This window comes from Thermococcus sp. SY098 (genome assembly GCF_035621495.1).
GTDB lineage: Archaea > Methanobacteriota_B > Thermococci > Thermococcales > Thermococcaceae > Thermococcus_B.
The window spans coordinates 911,755-932,605 of sequence record NZ_CP141821.1 but is presented as its reverse complement, the minus strand read 5'-3'; the positions used below and the strand labels follow the sequence as shown (position 1 = coordinate 932,605).

General features: G+C 50.8%; 27 protein-coding genes. 24 read left to right on the top strand and 3 right to left on the bottom strand.

Annotated elements, in window-relative coordinates; all coding sequences use genetic code 11:
• Positions 1-12 precede the first annotated feature (12 nt).
• Both VFC49_RS05240 and VFC49_RS05235 read right to left on the bottom strand, forming a co-directional pair.
• A complete protein-coding gene (locus tag VFC49_RS05240; protein ID WP_324736471.1) occupies positions 13-636 on the bottom strand; it encodes a cytochrome b5 domain-containing protein in 624 nt (207 codons plus the stop codon).
• 9 nt (positions 637-645) lie between these two features.
• On the bottom strand, positions 646-843 hold the full coding sequence (locus VFC49_RS05235) for a DUF2892 domain-containing protein (RefSeq protein ID WP_324736470.1): 198 nt from the start codon (positions 841-843) through the stop codon (positions 646-648).
• A gap of 92 nt (positions 844-935) precedes the next feature.
• Between VFC49_RS05235 and VFC49_RS05230 the strand changes: the two genes are divergently transcribed.
• Positions 936-1,502 carry an Lrp/AsnC family transcriptional regulator gene (locus VFC49_RS05230; protein WP_324736469.1) on the top strand — a complete coding sequence of 189 codons (567 nt, stop codon included), beginning with the start codon at positions 936-938 and terminating at the stop codon, positions 1,500-1,502.
• Here the strand turns inward: VFC49_RS05230 and VFC49_RS05225 are convergent.
• Complete coding sequence (locus VFC49_RS05225) at positions 1,499-2,065, bottom strand: NAD(P)H-dependent oxidoreductase (protein ID WP_324736468.1); 567 nt, start codon at positions 2,063-2,065, stop codon at positions 1,499-1,501. The genes VFC49_RS05230 and VFC49_RS05225 overlap by 4 nt on opposite strands.
• Positions 2,066-2,204: 139 nt before the next feature.
• On the opposite strand from VFC49_RS05225, the gene VFC49_RS05220 reads away from it, so the two are divergent.
• From VFC49_RS05220 to VFC49_RS05110, 23 genes are all read left to right on the top strand, one after another.
• Positions 2,205-2,774, top strand: a complete 570-nt coding sequence (locus tag VFC49_RS05220) for a peroxiredoxin (protein WP_324736467.1) — start codon at positions 2,205-2,207, stop codon at positions 2,772-2,774.
• A gap of 271 nt (positions 2,775-3,045) precedes the next feature.
• On the top strand, positions 3,046-3,900 hold the full coding sequence (locus tag VFC49_RS05215; RefSeq protein ID WP_324736466.1) for an FTR1 family protein: 855 nt from the start codon (positions 3,046-3,048) through the stop codon (positions 3,898-3,900).
• A gap of 78 nt (positions 3,901-3,978) precedes the next feature.
• On the top strand, positions 3,979-4,344 hold the full coding sequence (locus tag VFC49_RS05210) for a CoA-binding protein (RefSeq protein ID WP_324736465.1): 366 nt from the start codon (positions 3,979-3,981) through the stop codon (positions 4,342-4,344).
• 9 nt (positions 4,345-4,353) lie between these two features.
• Complete coding sequence (locus tag VFC49_RS05205) at positions 4,354-4,731, top strand: DUF302 domain-containing protein (RefSeq protein ID WP_324736464.1); 378 nt, start codon at positions 4,354-4,356, stop codon at positions 4,729-4,731.
• A 94-nt stretch (positions 4,732-4,825) separates the two neighbouring features.
• The gene (locus VFC49_RS05200; protein WP_324736463.1) at positions 4,826-5,032 is read left to right on the top strand and encodes a heavy-metal-associated domain-containing protein; all 207 of its coding nucleotides are present in this window, start codon (positions 4,826-4,828) and stop codon (positions 5,030-5,032) included.
• A complete protein-coding gene (locus VFC49_RS05195) occupies positions 5,033-5,251 on the top strand; it encodes a YHS domain-containing protein (protein ID WP_324736462.1) in 219 nt (72 codons plus the stop codon).
• 53 nt (positions 5,252-5,304) lie between these two features.
• Entirely contained in the window at positions 5,305-5,430 is a 126-nt protein-coding gene (locus tag VFC49_RS05190; RefSeq protein ID WP_324736461.1) for an FAD-dependent oxidoreductase, read from the top strand.
• Between the two features lie 139 nt (positions 5,431-5,569).
• On the top strand, positions 5,570-5,758 hold the full coding sequence (locus tag VFC49_RS05185; protein ID WP_324736460.1) for an FAD-dependent oxidoreductase: 189 nt from the start codon (positions 5,570-5,572) through the stop codon (positions 5,756-5,758).
• A 4-nt stretch (positions 5,759-5,762) separates the two neighbouring features.
• Positions 5,763-6,704: an FAD-dependent oxidoreductase gene (locus VFC49_RS05180; RefSeq protein ID WP_324736459.1), complete on the top strand. Its 942-nt coding sequence runs from the start codon at positions 5,763-5,765 to the stop codon at positions 6,702-6,704.
• Positions 6,705-6,790: 86 nt separating this feature from the next.
• Positions 6,791-7,693, top strand: a complete 903-nt coding sequence (locus VFC49_RS05175) for a DMT family transporter (protein WP_324736458.1) — start codon at positions 6,791-6,793, stop codon at positions 7,691-7,693.
• 89 nt (positions 7,694-7,782) lie between these two features.
• On the top strand, positions 7,783-8,271 hold the full coding sequence (locus tag VFC49_RS05170) for a hypothetical protein (protein ID WP_324736457.1): 489 nt from the start codon (positions 7,783-7,785) through the stop codon (positions 8,269-8,271).
• 28 nt (positions 8,272-8,299) lie between these two features.
• Positions 8,300-9,379, top strand: a complete 1,080-nt coding sequence (locus VFC49_RS05165; protein WP_324736456.1) for an SLC13 family permease — start codon at positions 8,300-8,302, stop codon at positions 9,377-9,379.
• A gap of 74 nt (positions 9,380-9,453) precedes the next feature.
• The gene (locus VFC49_RS05160) at positions 9,454-9,801 is read left to right on the top strand and encodes an ArsR/SmtB family transcription factor (RefSeq protein ID WP_013467675.1); all 348 of its coding nucleotides are present in this window, start codon (positions 9,454-9,456) and stop codon (positions 9,799-9,801) included.
• A gap of 2 nt (positions 9,802-9,803) precedes the next feature.
• Positions 9,804-11,882, top strand: a complete 2,079-nt coding sequence (locus VFC49_RS05155; protein WP_324736455.1) for a heavy metal translocating P-type ATPase — start codon at positions 9,804-9,806, stop codon at positions 11,880-11,882.
• Between the two features lie 286 nt (positions 11,883-12,168).
• Positions 12,169-12,708 (top strand): DUF302 domain-containing protein, encoded by a 540-nt coding sequence (locus tag VFC49_RS05150; RefSeq protein WP_324736454.1) that lies wholly within the window; start codon positions 12,169-12,171, stop codon positions 12,706-12,708.
• A gap of 148 nt (positions 12,709-12,856) precedes the next feature.
• Positions 12,857-13,375: a hypothetical protein gene (locus tag VFC49_RS05145; protein WP_324736453.1), complete on the top strand. Its 519-nt coding sequence runs from the start codon at positions 12,857-12,859 to the stop codon at positions 13,373-13,375.
• A gap of 9 nt (positions 13,376-13,384) precedes the next feature.
• A complete protein-coding gene (locus VFC49_RS05140) occupies positions 13,385-15,208 on the top strand; it encodes a hypothetical protein (RefSeq protein WP_324736452.1) in 1,824 nt (607 codons plus the stop codon).
• Positions 15,209-15,218: 10 nt separating this feature from the next.
• On the top strand, positions 15,219-15,815 hold the full coding sequence (locus tag VFC49_RS05135; protein WP_324736451.1) for a chromosome assembly protein: 597 nt from the start codon (positions 15,219-15,221) through the stop codon (positions 15,813-15,815).
• Positions 15,815-16,420, top strand: a complete 606-nt coding sequence (locus VFC49_RS05130) for a hypothetical protein (protein ID WP_324736450.1) — start codon at positions 15,815-15,817, stop codon at positions 16,418-16,420. Before VFC49_RS05135 ends, VFC49_RS05130 begins: the two co-directional genes overlap by 1 nt.
• Positions 16,421-16,557: 137 nt before the next feature.
• The gene (locus tag VFC49_RS05125; protein WP_324736449.1) at positions 16,558-18,258 is read left to right on the top strand and encodes a serine/threonine-protein kinase; all 1,701 of its coding nucleotides are present in this window, start codon (positions 16,558-16,560) and stop codon (positions 18,256-18,258) included.
• A gap of 2 nt (positions 18,259-18,260) precedes the next feature.
• A complete protein-coding gene (locus VFC49_RS05120) occupies positions 18,261-19,442 on the top strand; it encodes an ATP-binding protein (RefSeq protein ID WP_324736448.1) in 1,182 nt (393 codons plus the stop codon).
• The gene (locus VFC49_RS05115) at positions 19,439-20,173 is read left to right on the top strand and encodes a PP2C family protein-serine/threonine phosphatase (protein WP_324736447.1); all 735 of its coding nucleotides are present in this window, start codon (positions 19,439-19,441) and stop codon (positions 20,171-20,173) included. Before VFC49_RS05120 ends, VFC49_RS05115 begins: the two co-directional genes overlap by 4 nt.
• A 5-nt stretch (positions 20,174-20,178) precedes the next feature.
• Positions 20,179-20,745 (top strand): hypothetical protein, encoded by a 567-nt coding sequence (locus tag VFC49_RS05110; protein WP_324736446.1) that lies wholly within the window; start codon positions 20,179-20,181, stop codon positions 20,743-20,745.
• Positions 20,746-20,851: the final 106 nt, after the last annotated feature.

Sequence of the window (20,851 nt, the reverse complement as noted above, 5' to 3'; positions counted from 1 at the left end):
CAGCCGTCCCCATCAGCCCTTTTCTGTGCTGTTTCCTTGATTAACGATCGACCCGTTGATTGTGCCGATATAGTACTGCTGGAGTGCTTCATAATCCCTTTCAGTATGCTCGTTGAAAAAGACCTCGGTCGCGTTTGTGCCGCAGTATTTCAGTATTGCGTCCCTACCGCCGGGGTGGGTGTCTATCAGGGAGGTGACGTTGTAAACCCTGTCCTTGACGATGATCCAGCAGTCGTTTTCGGTACTGTGCTTCGCGACCTCTTCGAGGGTCAGCACCGCTGTGGCCTGGACGCTTCCGAACGCCGACCGCCCCGTGCCGAAGGCGGTAAATCCTGCCACCACGAGGAGCACCGTGAGGACTGTCCAGGCCCCGACAAGTGTCCTCCTGGCCTTTTCTGTTTTCAGCCTCTCTGTTCTGTTCGCAATAACGAGAAGGCCCGCCGCCGTGTGGACGTAAAAGAGGGGGATGAAGAGGTACGACGCTATGGTGTGGACTCTCCTGGCCGTTTCATAGCTCATCAGCGACCCAAGGGTTGATGTCGGGTCGTTCATTGCCAGGCCGGTTACCATCAGTGCCAGACTGGCCGCTATGAGCAGCTCACCTGAAATTATCAAGGCTTTGATTACGCGCTTCACCCTTTCACCTCAGCATTCTTTGCATGTACTTATGCCGAGGAGTTTATAAATTGCACAGAAGCCGGTAAGTCCGGTCACCAGTGCAATAAGTCCGACTATCAAAAGCACGGTCTCGTAGGGCACGTTCATGCCTGCCCATATGCCGAGCAGTACTATTCCTATAACTATCCTCAAAAGCCTGTCGAGGGCTCCCTCGTTTCTCTCCATCGAAATCACCTCAATTTTTAGAAAATTTCGAAATGATTATATTTATTTCCCAGGAAATTGAAGGCAAAAACCTTCAAAATGAAGGTGGTTTTATGGACGAACGCGACCTGCTGATATACCGCCTGCTGAGGAAGAACGGCAGGATGAAGGTGTCCGAGATAGCGAGGGAACTGGGGATAAGCCACCCCTCCGCGAGGGAGAGGCTTGAAAAGCTGGAGAGGCGGGGGGACTTAAGGGTTCAGGCACTGCTGAACATCAGGAAGAGGAACTTTGTCTCCGCGGTGGTGAACCTCAAGGTTCGGAGCATGGACGAGGCTGAGAAGCTGGCGGACGTTTTTGCAAAGTGCCCGAGAACGGTCTTCGTCGCCACGACGACCGGCAAGTACAACCTAAACCTGGCACTCATAGCGGAGAGCTACTCCGCCCTTGAGGCCACCATAGAGAACACTATACGGCCTATGGAGTCCGTCAAGGAAATGGACGTCTCCCTTGGTTCGTCTCCGGCCTATCCAGAGTTCGTTGACTTCAAGCTGGAGCCGACGAGGAAAGTTGCCCCCTGCGGGAAGGTCTGCACGGAGTGCTACATCTACGGCAAGAAGTGCTCGGGCTGTCCCGCGACGGTTTACTTCATGGGGCTGGGGGGAGGGGATAGGGATTAGACTCCCTCTGTCTTCTCCCTCAGCTTCTCCCTTACCTCCTCCCTTATTGGCCTAAGAGCTTTAGCGTACTTCTCAAGGGTCCTGAAAAGCCGTTCAACCCGTTCTTTGTACTTCTCGTCCTTCAGCTCTTCACCATCGAACAGGTCGTCGACGTTATAGAAGAGAACCTGCCCGACCGGTAGCATGCGGTAGTTCACCGCGGCCGTTCTGAGCTCCATGAGGAGCCGTACTCCCCCCGTAACGCTGGAGACTGTGACGATGCCCAGGGGCAGTCCTTCGTACTCGTCGTAGATGGTATCGAGGAGGATCTTCAGCTCCCCCGGATAGCTCCCGTTGTACTCGGGGGCAACTATGACGAGGGCATCGGCCTCAAGGATTTTATCCCTGTACCTCTCCATCTCGGGAGTTACCTTCCAGCGGTGGGTGTAGGCCAGGAGGTAGTCCCTGACGTCTATAAGCTCGGCCTCCCAGCCGAGTGCCCCGGCCTTCTTCACGAGGTATTCCGCGACTTTCTCACTCTTCCGTCCTTCCCTTGCCGTTCCGAGAATTATCTTAACCTTCATATTATCACCGAAGAAAGTTATCCCGACGATATTTTAAATTTGCCCTTCAAAATGACATGCTTTGAATTTCGGAACTTTTCATTTTGTTAGGCAAACCCATATAAATTAGACTGACCTAATAAAAGACGGTGATACCGAAATGGTGAAGGTTGGAGAAATCGTTCCGGACTTCGAGGCCGATGCGTACCTTCCAGAGAAGGACGACATCGGAAAGATCAAGCTTTCAGACTACAGGGGCAAGTGGGTTGTGGTTGCCTTTTACCCGGCTGACTTCACCTTCGTCTGCCCGACGGAGCTTGAGGAGCTGGCCGACTATTACGAGGAGTTCAAGAAGGAAGGGGCTGAAATCCTCAGCGTTTCGACCGATACCGCCTACGTCCACAAGGCCTGGCACGACACATCGCCAGCTATAAAGAAGATAAGATACCCCATGCTCGCCGACCCGGCGGGAAAAATAAGCCGGCTCTTCGGAACCTACATCGAGGACGAGGGCGTTTCATGGAGGGCCACCTTCATAGTAGACCCCGACGGAAAGGTCGTCCACATGGAGATGCACGACCTCAGCATAGGGAGGAGCGCAAAGGAGATCCTCAGGAGGCTCAGGGCTTCCAAGTATGTGAGAGAACATCCTGGGCAAGTATGTCCTGCAAGTTGGGAGCCCGGAAAAGAAACTCTCAAAGTGAGCTTAGACTTAGTGGGAAAAATCTGAGCTCTATCATTTTCCATTTTGTAAATTTTTGCAAGGCTTTCTCTTGAAATGGTAAGTAACATATATGTGCATATTCGGGAATGAGTATTGACTTTAAATTGTGGAAGAGAATAGTTTGAAATCTTATCTCCAAATTTCGAAATCACTATTTTAATGTACTCTATACCAATGTTTCTAACTAACGATTCGAAATTCCAATTTGGTAAAGATAAACATTATAAGTAAGCAAAATTAGATTAGGTTGACCTAAGAATTTACGAGGTGTATAAAGATGATTGGACAGTTCCTTATAACGTTTAGAGAGGCACTTGAAGCGGCAATAATAGTGGCTGTGATAATCGCATACTTAAAAAGAACCAACAGAAATAATCAAATCAAAGATGTCTGGACTGGTGTTGGACTTTCTCTTTTAGTGAGTACTATGTTGGGTGTAATGATTCTCAAGTTTTATGGAGGCTTTGAAGAGAAGGAGCTCTTCGAGGGTGTTGCGTCGTATATAGCGGTGGTAGTCCTTACGAGTATGATATACTGGATGGCCACTAAAGGGAAAAACATCAAAGCTGAGATAGAAAGCAAGGTAAGTAAGGCAATTAGTCCCCTTGCGTTAATCGGTTTTACTTTTGTAGTGGTCTTTAGGGAAGGGCTCGAAACGGTGTTGTTCTTAACCCCCTTTGCCACTCAAGATTTAAGCGGTACTTTAGCCGGCATCGTAACAGGTCTCATTGGCGCTTTAGTGTTGGCTTATCTTATATATGGGGTTGGTATGAAGATAAATCTCAGAACATTCTTTTACTACACTTCAATTTTATTGGTCTTTGTGGCAGCGGGATTAGCGGGTTATGGAACACATGAGCTCATTGAATGGGGGCAGGAGGAAGGATTTAATCTTGGCTTTCTTGGGGAGAAGGCATATGACTTGGGGATCCCAGGCGATAGCATATGGTCTCACAAAGGCGCAATAGGTTCAGTATTCGCAGTGCTTTTTGGTTACTCTACAAAAATGGAATGGGGGAGGGTTATTGTTCAATTTGGCTATCTCATATTCGGACTTTATCTTGTCCTTAGAGCTTATGGCAAAGAGCCTAAATTAAATGCCAAAAGGGAAAGGCTCAAAACAGTGGGATGAATTCTTTTTTTATTTATCAAAAACGGTAATGCCAAAAGACAAATAAGGATGAAGGAATATTCAAACTTGGTGAGTTAAGTGAAAGTTGAGGAATTTGAGAAGATAGCTTTGGTTGGAGCATCGAAAAATCCAGCTAAATACGGGAATATAATACTCAAAGATCTTTTAAAGAAAGGTTTTAAAGTGCTGCCGGTAAATCCAAACTATGACGAGATAGAGGGAATTAGGTGCTATAAAAGTGTCGAGGAGCTCCCCAAAGATGTTGATGTAATAGTTTTTGTGATTCCTCCAAAGGCATGCCTTCAGGCTGTAAAGAGAGCCGTTGAAACTGGTTTCAAAAAGCTGTGGTTCCAGCCAGGCGCTGAGAGTGAGGAAATCAGAGAATTTTTGGAGAGTCACAATGTAGATTATAGCTTTTACAGATGCATAATGGTGGAGACATAGGTGGTATCCATGAAGTTTTACTACGTTAGAAGATTCGAAAGAGATTTGGATGAGCTTTGGGAAGAGCTTAAAAAGAAAATCGAAGAAGAAGGTTTCCTTATAGTGGGAGAGAGAATCCCGGTAAGCATAGTGGAAAGGGAAGACGGGATTATAGCGGATTACCATGTGCTCTTCATATGCGACCGTGAAGTAGTTGCAGAACTCGTCAGGCTTGATCCCAATATTGGAGCACTAATGCCCTGTACTGCATTTGGCTATGTCAGGGAGGATGGAGTTTACATTGGCATTGGACTTCCGAGCGTTGCTTGGAAAATCGCAGGGGAGAAAGTTGTTGAACTCATGAAACCTATGGAAGAAAAGCTCAAAAAAATAATCGACTCCCTCTAATTTTCAATTTTTAAAGTTTTTGTCGTAATAAATTTCCATTTTGAAAAAGATAAGGGCAATAAACTTTCATACTTAGTTTAAACTGGTGATTCAAATGGCGAAGGTTGTTTTAAAGATCAAGAACATGAGCTGCGGACACTGTGCAATGACAATTAAGAGGGCTTTGGAAAAAATTGGGGCTAAAGCTGATGTAAGCCTTGAGGAAAAAATGGCTGTAGTTGAATATGATGAGTCAAAGCTCAGGGTTGAGGATTTGATTAATGCCGTTGCAAAGTTTGGTTACGAAGCGGAGGTGATTTAAATGCCTATAGATCCAGTTTGTGGGATGGAAGTTGGTGAAGAGACGGAATTTAAAGTGGAATATGGAGGGAAGGTTTACTACTTCTGCTCCCCTCACTGCAAAGCCCAGTTTGAGGCAAACCCGGAGAAGTTTATCAAGGAGGGGCACATGGAGCACGGACACAAGATGAACTCCCACGGACATGGCCACGGTCACAAGAGGCATGGCTGTTGCCACTGACTTTTCTTTTTTCCTCTTTTCTGAGAGCATTTTCTTTAGTGGAGGCAGTTGAAATGGATAAGTACGACTTTCTTATAATAGGAGGAGGTGCTGCAGGTTTTGCCGCGGCTTTAAAAGCCAATGAGCTTGGAGTAAAAACCCTCATGGTCAACAGGGGCCCAATAGGGGGACATGCGTAAACGTCGGCTGTGTCCCAACGAAGTATATTCTAACCGCTCTGGAGCTCAAGAAAAGGGCATTGATGAACCATTACTCCGGTCTGAGCTTTGGGATTGAGAATTCGATTTTGGAAAGCTGTTAAAGGGGAAGGACGAGCTCGTGAGGAAGCTCAGGAGAGAGAAGTATGAGAATGTTCTGGAGGGTCTTGATAACGTTGACTACGTCAGCGGTTCCGCGAGGTTCGAATCAAACCATGAGGCCCTGGTGAACGGCGAGAGGGTTGAGTTCAAGAGGGCCCTCATCGCGACAGGGGCGAAGGCGAGAATCCTCCCCATAAAAGGGGGTTGAAGAAGTGAAGGACAGGATTTTAACGCACGTCGAGGCCCTTGAGCTTAAGACACTTCCTGAGTCCGTCATAATTATCGGAGGGAGAATCCAGGCGCTGGAGTTTGCCCAAATCTTCGCGAGGGCCGGGAGCGAGGTGACCGTTTTACAGAGGAGCGTCAGGATAATGCCTCATGCCGAGCCCGAGCTGGCAATAGAGCTTGAGGACATCTTGAGGGGGGAGGGCATTGATGTAAACACCTCCGTTAGAATAAAGTCCCTTGAGAGGGCGGGGGATGGAGTTAAGGTTCATGCCGAAGTTGGGGGAAAGGAAAGGGCGTTTGAAGGGGAATACGTTTTCTTCGCAACGGGGAGGGAGCCCAACACCGCCGGTCTCGGTCTTGAGAACACCGATGTTAAAACAGATGGGAGGGGCTTTGTGATCGTGGATAAGACGCTTAGAGCAGGTCAAACCATCTATGCCGCCGGGGACGTGATAGGTGAGCCCATGTTAGAAACCGTCGCCGCCAAGGAGGGCTTTACCGCCGCGACAAACGCTCTGGAGGGTAAAAACGTTGAGATGGACTACAGGGTGGTGCCGAGGGTCGTCTTTACGGACCCACAGCTTGCCAGCGTTGGTCTAACAGATAGAGAGGCACAAAAAGTCACAAAGTGCCTGTGCAGCACGGTGGAATTCTCAAACGTCCCGAAGGCCATTATAACCGGCGAGGAGAGGGGGCTGATAAAGATGGTCATAAATGCCGGAACCGGCGAAATCCTCGGAGTCCACATCTTAGCCCACAACGCTGCCGAGATAATCCACGAAGCGGTGATGATATTGAGGAGCAGGATGACGGTGGATGATGTTGTAGATACCCTCCACGTCTTCCCGACGATGAGCGAGGCCATAAAGCTTGCCGCACTTTCCTTCAAGGGGGACGTATCAAAAATGCCGTGCTGTGCGATGTGAAAAATCTTTGAATCGTGTAATCCTGTGTTATCTTCTTTCTTTTCGTGTGAGCTAGCCTTATAAAACTCTGCACAGGAATTAATAGCATGACCCATCACTATGGCTATGTGAGCGCTCTCTTAGCGGCTCTGCTCTTTGGAATAAGTTCAACGCTGAATAAGATCGCTCTTAGAGCTGTTCATCCGATGATAATAGCGGGAGGCATTTATCTAACAGCGGGGATAGTTTTAATGCTCCTCCGCTTTACGCCGCTCAAGGACAAAATCCTCGGAAGGCTTGAATTTAAGGTTAAAACTCAGGAATACTTTTCAGGGCGAGACCTCCTGCTGTTGACTCTTATAGTGCTTTTTGGCTCCTTTTTGGCACCTCTTTCGTTCATGTTTGGCTTGAATAAGACAACAGCTGTTAACGCATCTTTGCTCCTCAACACCGAGACGCTGTTCACCGTTTTAATAGCCCTTTTGGTTTTTAAAGAAAAAGTCTCAAGAAGAAGCATTACCGGAATTCTCTTAATCCTAATTGGAGCCGCTGTGATCTCGACGGAGAACTTTAGGGAAGTGGAGCTGAGCAGGGGCATCCTTGGGAACATTTTAATAATCTTGGCAGGTTTTTCATGGGCGGTGGACAACAATTTGAGCAAGCTGTTAAGCGTTAAGAGGGATCTGCTACTGGTAACCTCACTGAAAGGGCTGTTTGGAGGGAGCGCGCTATTAACTCTGGCTTCTTTAATTGGAATTCCCTTCCACATCCCGCTTCAAAGCCTTCCGTACATTTTAACGGTCGGTGCTTTCAGCATAGGCTTTTCCATCGTGCTGTTCCTGTTCGCCTTAAGAGAGATTGGCGCCATGAAGACGGGGGCAATTTTTTCGACTTCCTCTTTAATCGGCGCTCTCTTTGCCTTTCTAATCCTTGGGGAGAGCTTTACTGCGATTAAATTATTTTTTGGCGTTTTGATGTTTTTTGGAGTGTATTTACTTTCTTTGGAGTAAAGTCGGTTAGAATACATAAGCTGTTATAAGGAAAAGATTATTTAGGGGTTTATATGACTCAATCAACAATCATAACGGAGGTTGCTGAAATGGTAGCCCCAACACCTCCTCCAATAAAAGGTGGCGGGAAAGAGTATAGAAAAGTTTTTGATCCAGAACTCATAAATAGAGCCATTGATGCTGTTAAAACTGCTCTATCTCTTTTTACTGTAGGGGTTCCTTTGATACGAAGGGGACCAGCCGGTGAAACACATGTTGATGTGCCAGTAATGTACATGGATGTTGCCATAGACAGAATACACTATGATCCATATTTAAAAGCCCCATCTCCTAAGGGGAGACCTGTTAGAGCGTGGAATGTTGAAATTGACCCCCAAGAAGTTCGACAAATAATTGAGGCTGCATTAAAGGAGGCATATGTCATTGAAGCTGCAGAATTTAGGGAGCCAGAAGATGCATGGGCAATTCCAGTGGCATGGAATAAACTCATAATAATGCATGTTAAAGTTTCTTACGATGGTAGGGAGCTCATACCTGATTACGGCCTTACAGAGGAGGTAAGGAGATACGTCATTTAATATTAGGGGACTAATTAGGGTCATAGCATTGTGTGCCAAAAGAGAGTTGTTCCTTGCTCTTTTGTTATTACTATATGTATTGCTATTAATTGTAGATAACTCCCTGCTTGGAAGAACCCTAAAACTCGTTGATTATGAAAGTCTTTCAGCGATAGTATCCCTCATTATGGTATCAAGAGGTCTTGAACTTTCTGGTGTTTTCACAAGAATCGCTCCTTACATAATACAGCTTTCAGATGGTGACGAAAAACGCTTTCTGTTTATCATGATAGTCATTGTATCATTCTCATCCTCACTTATAATGAATGATACTGCCATGTTTGTGTTTATTCCCCTTATCATGACCATGTCTAAAATTGCAGAAGTAGACGTGAAAAAAGCAGTTAGCTTAACGGCAATTGCTGCAAATGTAGGGTCAGCATTAACCCCTATCGGAAATCCGCAGAACATAATCATGTGGAGGGTGTATAGGATTTCTGTACATGAATTTATTCTAACAATGCTTCCCTATGTCTCCCTGTGGGTGTTTATTCTGCTTCTGTTTGTGTCTATGGGGAAGAGTAAGAAATCGTTTCGAGTACTCACAATGCCAGATGTGAAGCTTAACAAAACTCTAATGTTTTCATCCGCAACATTGTTATTTGTAGATGTCGTGTTGATTCAACTGGGACATGCACTGTGGGCACTTCCTTTAACTATTGCCATCTTAGCAATTGCTGAGCGAAGGATCTTGCTCTCTATTGATATTGCATTGATTATTACATTTGCTTTTATATTCATCGATTTTAAAGAGCTCTCTATGCTCATGCGTGCTTTTAATATTTTGCCCCCATTAAAAAGTTCCATAAGTGTAGTTCTACTTTCTGCTGGGTTAAGTCAATTGATAAGCAACGTTCCTGCAACTGTGGTTTTGATCTCTGCAGGAAAACCAGAATGGCTCCCTTTGGCACTTGGTGTAAATCTCGGTGGTACTGGAATAGTGATTGGTTCTCTCGCCAATCTTATAGCCCTCCGCATCTCTGGGATTGGTATAAGGGACTTCCATAAATATTCTATTCCATACTTCCCGATTGCTCTGGGGATTTCTATTCTGGTAGTCTCTGTGTAGTCTTTCGATATGTTTCGAAATGGAAAGGTTTATAAAACATTTGCACAATTGCTCAAATGTAGAGGTGATGAAAAATGACAGAAGTGTGTAAGGTGTATGAAGAACATCTTGATAAAATTCTCAAAGCCAGAGAAAAACTGCCTGAGGAGGAGTTAATCTTGGAAATCTCGGATTTTTTTGATGCATTGGGGAATCCAACGAGGCTTAAAATACTCTTCGCTCTCCTTGAAGATGAGCTTTGCACCTGTGATCTTTCCAACATCACAGGCCTTTCAGTCTCAGCTATCTCTCACCAGCTGAGAATCCTGAAGGACAGGAAAATCGTGACCTACAGGAAAGACGGTAAGAACGTCTTTTATCGCTTGGATGACGAGCATATAAGGGAGATTTTGAAGGTCGCGTTAAAGCACATGGAGGAATAATCATGCCGAAGAAGCTTAAATTGGAGGGACTTGACTGCGCAAGCTGTGCTTATGAAATAGAGGAGGCTTTAAAGAAGGAGGGCTTCGAGTTTGCCCTGGTCAACTTCACCACCAAAGAAGCCATAATAGAAGGGGACATCGAAAAGGCAAAGGAGATAATAAAGAGGGTTGAGCCCGGGGTTAAGATCATCGAAAAGGAGGAGCATGAGCATGAACACGATCATCACGATCACGACGACCCGAAGAGGATGCTCTACTTCATAATCCCCTCGCTCCTGCTGTTTGCCGTAGGGATAGTCCTGAGGTACTACTACAACTACGACAACCCTTTTGTGTTCGGGATATTTGTGGTGAGCTACCTCCTCGTTGGGTGGAAGGTTCTCAGGAACGCCTTTGTGAACTCAATCCACGGCAACGTCTTTGACGAGAACTTCCTCATAGCCATAGCCACGCTGGGAGCGTTTGCCATTCATGAATATCCCGAAGCTGTGGGAGTTATGCTCTTCTACATCGTGGGTGAGTTCTTCCAGGACTTAGCGGTTAACAGGTCGAGGCGCTCCATCAGGGCACTGCTGGCATTAAAGGCGGAGTACGCAAACCTCAAGGTGGGCGATAAGATAGTAAGAGTCAAGCCCGAAGAGCTTAAAGTGGGAGACATAATTGTCATAAAGCCAGGTGAGAGGGTTCCTGTTGATGGAGTTATCATCGAGGGAAGCTCAAGCGTTGATACCTCTGCTTTAACTGGGGAGAGCGTTCCGAGGACTGTGAAGGAAGGGGAGGAAATCCTCTCGGGAATGGTAAACCTGAGCGGTCTTTTGACGGTCAAAGTTACAAAAGAGCTCAAGGAATCAACCATTTCGAGAATTCTTGAGCTTGTGGAGAACGCAAGCGCGAGAAAAGCGAAGACGGAGAAGTTCATAACACGCTTTGCCCACTACTATACGCCAGCTGTCGTCGGACTCGCGGTGCTTATAGCTTTAGTTCCCCCGTTTGTCTTCGGCGAGCCCTTCTCGAAGTGGGTATACAGAGCACTGGTGCTCCTCGTCATCTCGTGCCCGTGTGCGCTTGTCCTCTCAATTCCGCTCGGCTACTTCGGGGGTATTGGAAGAGCAGCAAGGGATGGAATACTCGTCAAGGGCTCCAACTTCCTCGATGCCCTGAGCAGTGCTTCAATAGTTGCCTTTGACAAGACCGGAACGCTGACAAAGGGCGTTTTTAAGGTCACAAAAATCGAGACAAGGAACGGCTTCAGCGAGGAGGAGATAATAAAGTTCGCAGCTCTGGCGGAGGCGCACTCAAACCACCCGATAGCCAAGGCGATAAAGGAGGCCTATGGAAAGGAAATCAACGGGGCGGAGATAGTCGAGTACGAGGAAATAGCGGGGCACGGTGTCAGGGCAAAGATAGACGGCATTGAGGTCATGGTGGGCAACGACAGGCTTTTGCACCGCTTTAACATCGAGCACGACACGTGCCGCGTTAAGGGAACAGTAGCTCACGTTGTAATAAACGGAAAGTATGCGGGCTATATAATAATCTCAGACGAGATAAAGGAAGATGCTCCGGTTGCGGTGAGGGAACTCAAACGCCTTGGTGTTAGGAAGGTCGTTATGGTTACAGGAGACAACAAAGATGTTGCGGCTGAGATAGCGAGGCAACTTGGGTTGGACGGCTTCTATGCAGAGCTCCTGCCGGAGGACAAGGTAAAGGTCATTGAGGCGCTTGAGAAGGAAAAAGCACCCAACGAGAAAATAGTTTTCGTAGGAGACGGCATAAATGATGCTCCTGTTTTGGCAAGGGCTGATGTGGGGGTTGCCATGGGAGCCTTGGGTAGCGACGCGGCAATAGAGACTGCAGATGTCGTTATAATGGACGACAAGCCATCCAAGCTGCCGAGGGGCATCAGGATAGCCAGGAAGACGCAGAGGATAGTATGGCAGAACATAATCTTCGCCCTCGGGGTAAAGTTAGCGTTCATAAGCCTTGGGATCCTCGGAGAGGCGACGATGTGGGAGGCGGTCTTTGCCGACGTTGGCGTAGCGTTAATAGCGGTCTTCAACGCGATGAGGATTCTGAGGTGAGGCTTTCCTTATCTTTCCCTTTCCAACCCCTCAACATTCTGTAGACCTTGTGAGTTTTCCCTAAGCTCCATGAAATGTCCCTCTCAACGGAGTGGTTAGTATTTTGTAGGTGGAACGCCCACTTCCGGAATCACAACAGTTCTCCTTTTGGATGCACTTTATAAGGAGCTTAAGGAATCACTTTAATTCTGACAATTTTTGCCATCCAAGATTTCTAAATTGCTAAGGACAAGCCTTTTACCCTTTTCAACAGAGTAAGTATCAATGAAGAAAAAGGTGATCCAAAATGAAAGGCGAAATGAATGAAATGGAAAACGGCGGAATGAAGGGCCACGGGAAAATGGGTGGCATGAAGGGAATGAAAGGCAAAGGAAAAATGAAAGGAGGATGTAAGGGCAAGGGCCACCACGGCATGCACGGGATGAAAGGAATGGAAGGGCAGAAGGAGTACTCCTACCTCCGCGAGGTCGAGACAGGCTTTGACGAGACCGTGGCGAGGGTCAAGGAAGAGCTGAAGAAGGAGGGCTTCGGTGTCCTCAGCGAGGTCAGGGTTGACCGGCTTTTCAAGGAGAAGCTCGACCTTGACATGGAGCCCTACGTTATCCTCGGTGCCTGCAACCCGAAGTTCTCAAGCCAGCTCATAGGCATCGACATCAACAGCGGCTCGTTCCTTCCGTGCAACCTGATAGTCTACGTGAAGGGCGGAAAGACCTACGTGGGGCTTCTGCTCCCGACTCGGGCCATGAGCATAACCGGGAACGACGAGCTGTTGAAGGTCGCCTCAGAGGTCGAGGAGATACTGAAGGGCGTCGTTGACAGGGTTTGATTTTTCCCTGTGCATTCCTCCTATTTTCCGGTATTTTACAGAATGGAAAATTTTGCAATACTATATTTTTCTCCAAATTGCCGAAAATGTTATATACTCCAAAGTCCCATCAACTCAACAAGTGAGTGAAAGTGGAGGGTGAACCGTCATGCCGCACCTGTTCATAGTCGGCTACGAGAACGACGCGGAGCGAAAGCGCGTTGAATACCTGCTGGACAAGTGGTCAAACCGCGCCAGGATTTCCAAGGTCAGGGGGATATCTTTCATAATAGACTCCAGCGACGTTGAGGGCTTCGCGGAGGAGCTCCTCTCAAAGCTCGACCCCCCGACCGAGGGGAAGGTGAGGGTGTACCGCGTGGAGCCCGAGGACATAGGCTCAAGGGTCTCCCCAACGAGGAGGGAGATTGAGTATCTGACCCGGGAAGAGCCAGTGGTGGTTCAAAAACTGCTGAAGTACGTCCTCTCAAAATTCGGTGCATACTACGTCTCCTCTGAGGGAAACGTCTCCCGATACAGAGCGTACACCAAAAAGGGGAGGATGGAGGTTGAGGTGCTGGTTGAAGAGAGGGATAACGGAACCGCCGTCGTCATAGCCATCGAGGGCTACGGCACCGCGGTTGAGGACATGGCGAGAAAGCTGGAGAGGGAGCTCTCCCTCCTGCTGTGAGGTGGTACCATGGTAGTGTTCAACGAGGGAAACCCCGAATGCGTGAGGAACCTGCTCCGTCCGGCTGAGAGGGTTCTGCGGCAGGGCAGGGACGTTACCGTCGAGGACTTCGAGACCCGGAAGAGCCTGTGGGAGAGGATTCAGGAGGCATACTCGCGCTATCTCGAAGGAGAATGCGGGGACTTCCTTAAGGACCTTGACAGCACGTTCAGGGCGAAGTTCGAGGCGGCACTGGCAGTGCTGGCGTGGAGCTTCTGGAAGAAGGGGGAGGAGTTTTCACCTGCGGAAAAGCGCTTCTCGGAACGCGAGATAGGCCTGATAGATGAGATACTGAAGTACAACGTCTTTGAGATAACTACGAAGGAGGACATCCTTGAAAAGCTCTACCGCAGGGACGAGGAGACCCTCCAGCTCCTAAAGACCTACTACCTCGGCATGGACAGGTGGATAGATGAGCAGCTCGAAGACCCCGAGGTAAAGCTCCCCCTACGCTACTACCTCAAGAGGACATGGAAGAGCTACCGCGAGAAAATCGATGCCGCAATAAACGAGGCAAGCAAATACGGCTGGTTCAGGACGCTCATGGAGGAGTGGGAGCGCGAAAAGACGGAGGAAGTTGAAGCAGTCAGGGAGAGCTACGAGGCCAGGGTAAGGGAACTGAAAAAGAGGATAGCCGAGATGGTGGAGTTCTTCGAGGAGGAGCGTGAGAGGCTTGAGACAGAGCTCAGGTCATCGGGTATTGAGGAGATAGAGAGGCTCCGCAGGGAGAAGGAGGAGTTGATCGAGAGGTTTGAGCGCGAGAAGGAGGAGCTCGCCAGGAGGCTCATGGAGCTTAAGGACGAGGAGCTGAGGAAAAAGCTGGAGGAGGAGCTTGCAAAGGCGAAGGAAGAGGCCCTGCGCGAGGCGAGGCTCCTTGAGGAGAGGCTCAGGAGGAGGGAGCTTGAACTCAGGGAGAAGGAGATGGAGCTGAGGAAGAGAGAGCTTGAGCTTTCCGAGAAGGAGAGCCTGCTGAAAAGCAAGATAGAAGAAATCCTCACGATGTCGGGCAAGGTCGAGAAGGGCTCCCGCCTGGTGCTCAGGGACGAAGCGAGGATCGGTGAGCTCAACTTCGTGGGCAGGATGAAGAGCAAATTCGCGGGTGAAGTGCGGCTCCTCGGCAAAACCTACTCCGTTGAGAGGATTGAAGAGAAGAGGGGCGAGGACACGTCAAGGTTTGCGGGAAAGCTTGACGAGAAGTCCCTCAAGAACCTGCCGGAGAACAGGTACGTTGAGGTAGTCCTGAAGGAGAAGAAGCTCCTCGGAAGGAAGGAGAGGATACTCGTCAGGGGGATTTACCTGACGAGGGTCGAAAGGCTGGCGGAGCTGGGCTTCGACACCGACCCCCTCACCCTGGCGGAGGTCAACGTGCACCTCATCGATGCGAGGGACTCAAAGGAGAACGCAAGGACGGTCCTCGTTATCGCCTCACCCCTCGGCTTCGAGGAGAGGGTGAGGAGGTACGTCTCGTCGGAGGACTTCCACAGGAACTTCTACTCGGAGAACGTCTCGCTGATACTCCTCGACACAGAGAGCGGCGAGGTAATCCACAACCCCAACGACCGCTACGCCAAGGCACTCGTCCCCCTGGTGCGCCTTGAGCTCGACGAGGAGATGTACGCGAAGGTCAGGGAGTGCGTGAGGAAAAAGCTTGAGGGCAGGGACTACCTGCCGCTCAGCGAGTGCCTCGACTGCGGTGATGAGGAGTACGTGAGGAGGGCGTTCTATGAAATCGCCCGTGAGGGCAACCTGGTGAAATACATAGATGGATTTGGACTCGTGCTGATACGGAAGTGAGGTGATGGTGATGGGAATACTCGACAGGTTTAGGAAGAACCCGATTGAAAAGCTCTCCCTTAGGGAGCTTCAGGAAGAGGAGATAAGGCTGAGAAACAGGCTTGAGCGGACGAAGAAGGAGATAGAGCGCATAGAGAAGAAAAAGAAGCAGCTCTTCCAGGAGGGCATCGGGGCGGACGTGCTCAAGAAGAAGATGCTCGCCCAGGAGATCAAGAGCCTCGACATGGAGCAGAAGCTCAGGCTGAGGGACTTCACGACGGCACAGAAGCAGTACACCTTCGTCAAGAACCTGATAGTCGTCAAGAAGTACGAGAAGGAGCTCAGGAAGATAGGCCTCTGGGACAAGCTCTCCAAAGTTGAGCCCGAGCAGCTGGAAAGCGTGCTCGTCAAGGTGAGCCTCGACGGCAGGGAGTTCGACGAGATGGTCGAGAACCTGAACAGGGTCTTCGAGATGGACATAGCCGAGTTTGAGAGAACGGAGGACCAGACCGAGAGGGAGCTCATGGAGGCTTGGGCCAAGGTCGAGACCGGCGAAGCGGACGTTGAGGAAGTGACGGAGAAGATAGCCTCACCCAAGCTTGAGAGGGAGACGGAGGAGGAGCTGTGATGGGCCTCCTTTCAAGGTTTTTCGGGAGGAAGAACCCCCTGGACATACCGATTGACCAGCTCAGGGAGAACCAGGTCAAGCTCGACATGCAGATAAGGAAGATAGAGGACGAGATAGCCGAGATAGACGCCCAGATAGCGGCGCTGTTCCAGAGGGCAAAGGAAGCGAGGAGCAAAAGCGAGGAGCTCACCATAGCGACCAAGATTAAGACACTGAACCGGAAAAAGCAGAGCCTCCAGAACACCCACGCCCAGCTCAACAAACAGCTCATGCTCGTGGCGAACCTGCTGATAATCAAGGAGAACGAGGCCATACTGAAGGGCACACCGACCTGGGAGCTCCTGAGGAAGATGTCCCCTGAGGAGCTCGAAAAGAACCTCGTCAGCATGCAGCTCGACGCCCAGAACCTCAACGAGAACCTCAACACCATGCTCGGCTACACAGACCAGGCCATTGGTGCCGGCGTCGAGTTCGAGGAGGACGAGGAGCTGGCGGAGATAATGAGGACGATACAGGCTGTGAAGGAGGGCGAGCTTGAGCCCGAGAGCGCGGCCGAGAAGGTCACGGGGGAGAAGGATAAGGGGGAGGAGGTAGTCACTGAGTGACCTCCACTCCGGCATGAACCTCCCTCATGAACTTGTCTTAAGCGAACAAAACGATATCAAAAGAGGTTAAATAATGGCATAATCTGCCTGTTTCACCAGGAAGTGGAGGGATACGCGTGCACATGGGGCACTGGTTCATGGACGACGACATCCTGGAGGGCCTCGTCAAGCTCTTCGTGTTTATAGTCATAGTATCCGCCATCTTCGGGAGGGCGGCCGGATTTATAATATTCATCGTGATGGTCATGTGGTTTGGACACCTGATAAAACACCTGCTCAAGGACGTTTCGAAGTCCAGAAGGTACAAGAGGCGGTATCCCAAAACGGTTCCGCCAGTTCCTCCGGTACCGAAGGAGGACATGAAGGAGCTCCTCCGCAAGTCGGTGATAATCGAGCTTCCACCCAAGGTCCACGCTGGGGAGGAGATACCCCTCAGGATTGGCTTTAGGAACCTGCTCAGGGGCACCATAAACGTCGAGATAGACCTCGGCGACCTCTCCAGGCACCTCGACCTCAGCTCCACGAGGGTGTACTTCAGGGCCGTCGGGCCCGGGGAGTACGTCTCTCAGACCGTCACCGCCGTTCCGAGGGGACGGGGCAGGGTCAGCGCCAAGGTCCTGGTTCGCTCAGGCATGGTAAGCGCCAAGGTGAAAGTGCGAACCGAAATAATCGAGAGACCTATGACAGAACGCAAAACCCCCGTTCCTGCCCCAGTCCCTGTTCCCACAGGGAATAGACAGGACTCTACCGGCGGCACTCCCCGCACCCCGCTGGAGGAGCTCTTCGCGAGGTACAGGAAGGTCGAGCCCATCGGTGAGGGCGGCTTTGCGAGGGTTTACCGGGCGGAGAAGCACGATGGGAGCGTTGTCGCCCTAAAAGTCCCGCTCAGTCTGACGGAGGAGGGGGGCAAGACATTCCTCAGGGAGGTAAGGAACTGGTCGCTCCTCAGCCACCCGAACATAGTCGAGCTCCACGACTACAACATATTCCCCCTCCCCTATCTTGAGATGGAGTACTGCGAGACGAGTCTTGCGAAGCTCGAAAAGCCCCTCAGTCCCGAAAAGGCCGCGAGGATAATCTTCGACGTTGCGGAGGGGCTGAAGTACGCCCATTCCAAAGGCGTAGTCCACCGCGACCTCAAGCCGAGCAACATCCTGCTCAAGGGCAGGAGGGCCAAGGTGAGCGACTGGGGGCTCAGCAAGCTCCTCAAGGAGAGCAGGACGACCCACACGGTCAGCTTCACACCGCTCTATGCTGCCCCGGAGCAGATAAGCTCCCGCTTCGGCGGAACCGATGAGAGGACTGACATCTGGCAGATAGGGGCGGTTCTCTACGAGCTGCTTACCGGGAGGCCTCCCTTCGAGGGGGAGGACTTCGTCGAGGTGGCGTCGAAGATAACCCTTGAGGAGCCAGTGCCGCCGGGTCAGCTGAACCCCGATGCGAAGCCCCTTGAACCGGTCGTGATGAAGTGCCTCGCGAAGAACAAGGAGGAGCGCTACCAGTCGGTTGAGGAGCTCCAGAGGGATTTGGCCGAGTTCCTTGGGAAGAACTACCGCGAGAACCTCAGCAAAAGCGTTTCAATCAACGACATGTCAAGGAGCGCCTACTACGCGGGCGAGCTGTTCCTCCTGTACCTGAAGCTCAACGACCTTGTTAATGCACTCAAGTACGCCGACGACCTGGCTCACTACGCGAGGGGAGAGGTGAGGGAAGAACTGCTCGCTTTAAGGGAGCAGCTCAGGCTCCGCCTTGAGAACGGCCTCGATGTTCCCGAGGAGCTGGTCGAGAAGGCCGAGATAATCGTCCACAAGATAAAGCTTGGATTCGAGGGGGTGTGAGGATGCCTGTTGACCTTTCGGGACCCCTCCTTACGGAGTTCGAGAGGGCCAAGAAGGAGTTTGAAAGGGCTGTCGCCGCGGGAGACATAGAGAGGGCGAAAAAGAGCGCCCTCCGGTGCGCCTCCATACTCAGACAGCTGGCCAGGCACGTCCCCTACAACGGGGAGCTCTACCTTAAGAAGGCGAAGAAGTGGGAAGATGTAGCTGGGCAGATAGAGAGGGGCGAATACGGCCGAAAGGCCGTTGTCGGCGCCGAAGGAAAGAGCACGGCCCAGGAGAAAGACGAGGAAGACCAGTTCAGGGAGTACGTGCTGGGGCTTATATCCAAGTCCAGGACGACGTGGGACGATATAGGTGGCCTTGAGGACGTCAAGCTCCTCATGATGGAGACGGTCGTGATAGCGGCCCTCAAAAAACCCGCCGCGGTTCAGCCGTGGAGGGGCATACTCCTCTTTGGGCCTCCCGGAACGGGTAAGACGCTCCTCGCCTCGGCCGCCGCCGGGAGCTTAAACGCCACCTTCTTCAACGTCAAAGCGTCAAACGTCCTGAGCAAGTACTTCGGCGAGTCGAGCAAGATAATTTCCGCCCTCTACGAGGTCGCGAGAGAAAAAGCCCCGAGCATAGTGTTCCTCGACGAGATAGACGCCCTGACCACGAGGCGTTCAAACGACACCAGCGAAGCCACCCGGAGGATGCTCTCGACGCTCCTCACGGAGCTTGAGGGCTTCCATGGGGGAGGGGATGAGAAGCTCGTCCTCACGCTTGCCGCCACAAACACACCCTGGGATTTAGATGAGGCGGTGCTCTCGCGCTTCCCCAAGAGGATTTACGTGCCCCTGCCGGACAAAGAGGCGACCAAGGCAATAGTGAGAATACACACTGAGGGGCTTGATATTTCGAGGCTCGACCTCGACGCGATAGCGGAGGAGAGCGTGAGGCGTCTATACTCCGGCAGGGACATCAGGAACCTGTGTCAGGAGGCCATATGGAACATGATCCGTGAGGAGAACAGAGACCTCCACAGGCTTGCTGGGCTTCCGTTCGAGGAGCTGAGGAAGCGCTCATTGAGAACTCGCCCGCTTGAGATGAGGGACTTCGAGGAGGCGTTCAGGAAGATAAAGAGCCCCCTGACAAAGAAGGACATCGAGCGCTATGAAAAGTGGGCGGAGGAGTTCGGGGGATGAGCGGGCAAGCCGGTGGCGTTGATGGGATCGTCTGGGGCATCTCGCACCCCGGGGGCAGGGCGAAGAACGAGGACGCGTTCCTCATCCTGCCCCTCGGCGACGCCTACCTCCTGGCCGTTGCCGACGGCCTTGGGGGGCATGAGGGGGGAGAGCTGGCCTCGAAGGTGGCCGTTGAATTGCTCCGTGAGACCTTTGAGAGGGGTTATACACGCGGCATGGGAGTGGAGAGAGTAAAGGACCTCCTTCTAAGGGCCTACGAGGATGCCCACCGCAGGATGGTGGAGATGTCGCCCGGGCCGGGGAAGATGGGCACGACGCTTACCTCCGCATTCGTGAGAAACGGAAAGGGAATAATAGCAAACACCGGCGACAGCAGGGCCTATCTTGTGAGGGGTGGAGAGATAGCTGAGAGGACAAGGGATCACTCGGTGGTTCAGGAGCTCATTGAGCGCGGAGTCATTAGGGAGGAGGAGGCCAGAGAACATCCCATGAGGCACGTCGTTACAAAGGCCCTCGGCGTTGACTTTGGGATTGATTCCTACGTGTGGGAGCTGAAAGCCGGGGATGTCCTGCTTCTCAGCACGGACGGCCTCCACGACTACATCGATGAGGGGATTATAGGAAAGCTCGTCTTTGAATCAGACCCCAGGACGGCAGCGGAGGCGCTGATCGGGGAAGCCCTGAAGGTTACCAAAGACAACGTGACTGTCGTCGTGTTTGGGGAGGTGTGAAGGTTATGGTCAAGCTCTGGAAGTCGAAGGAAGAGAAGGAGATAGAGAGGAAGATACGCATGAGGAAGGCCAAGATGGCGTTGAAGCAGTACATCAGCAACCTCGAAAATTTGAAGCGTAAGATTTTTCTCCAGGGGAAGGAGGCGGCGAAGCTCGGTGACGAGGCCCTCCTCAAGAGGAGCGCCATGAAGTACCTTGCCCTTGAGGAAAGGATAAAGCAGGCGAAGAGGCTACTCCTCCTCATGGAGGAGGCCGAGATTCAGAGGGAGCTTGTGAAGGTTTCTGCAGACTTCATTCAGTTCAGCAAAGACGTTGTTAAGAGCATAGCCGAAGGGCCGGGAGCAGAGGACGTGGCAAAGATGCAGGTCGAGTTTGAAAAGGCAATGGGCAAGGTCGAGAACCTTGAGGATGCGCTGAACACGATGATAGACCTCACCAGCGAGAGCATCCTGACCGGTGAGTTCGACCTCGAAACCGTTGAGATGGCCGAGGGTCTTATGATCTCATCCGCTGGTGAGGATCTCGAACCTGAAAAGAGGCTGAAGGAAATCGAGAACATGATGAAGGAATGAACTCAATTACTTTTTCTTTTTAGTCACGATTTAGTTTTCGTAATCTTTCAAATTTGAAATGAAAATGGTTAAATACTATCTTGGAGAAATTATGCATATGGTGTCT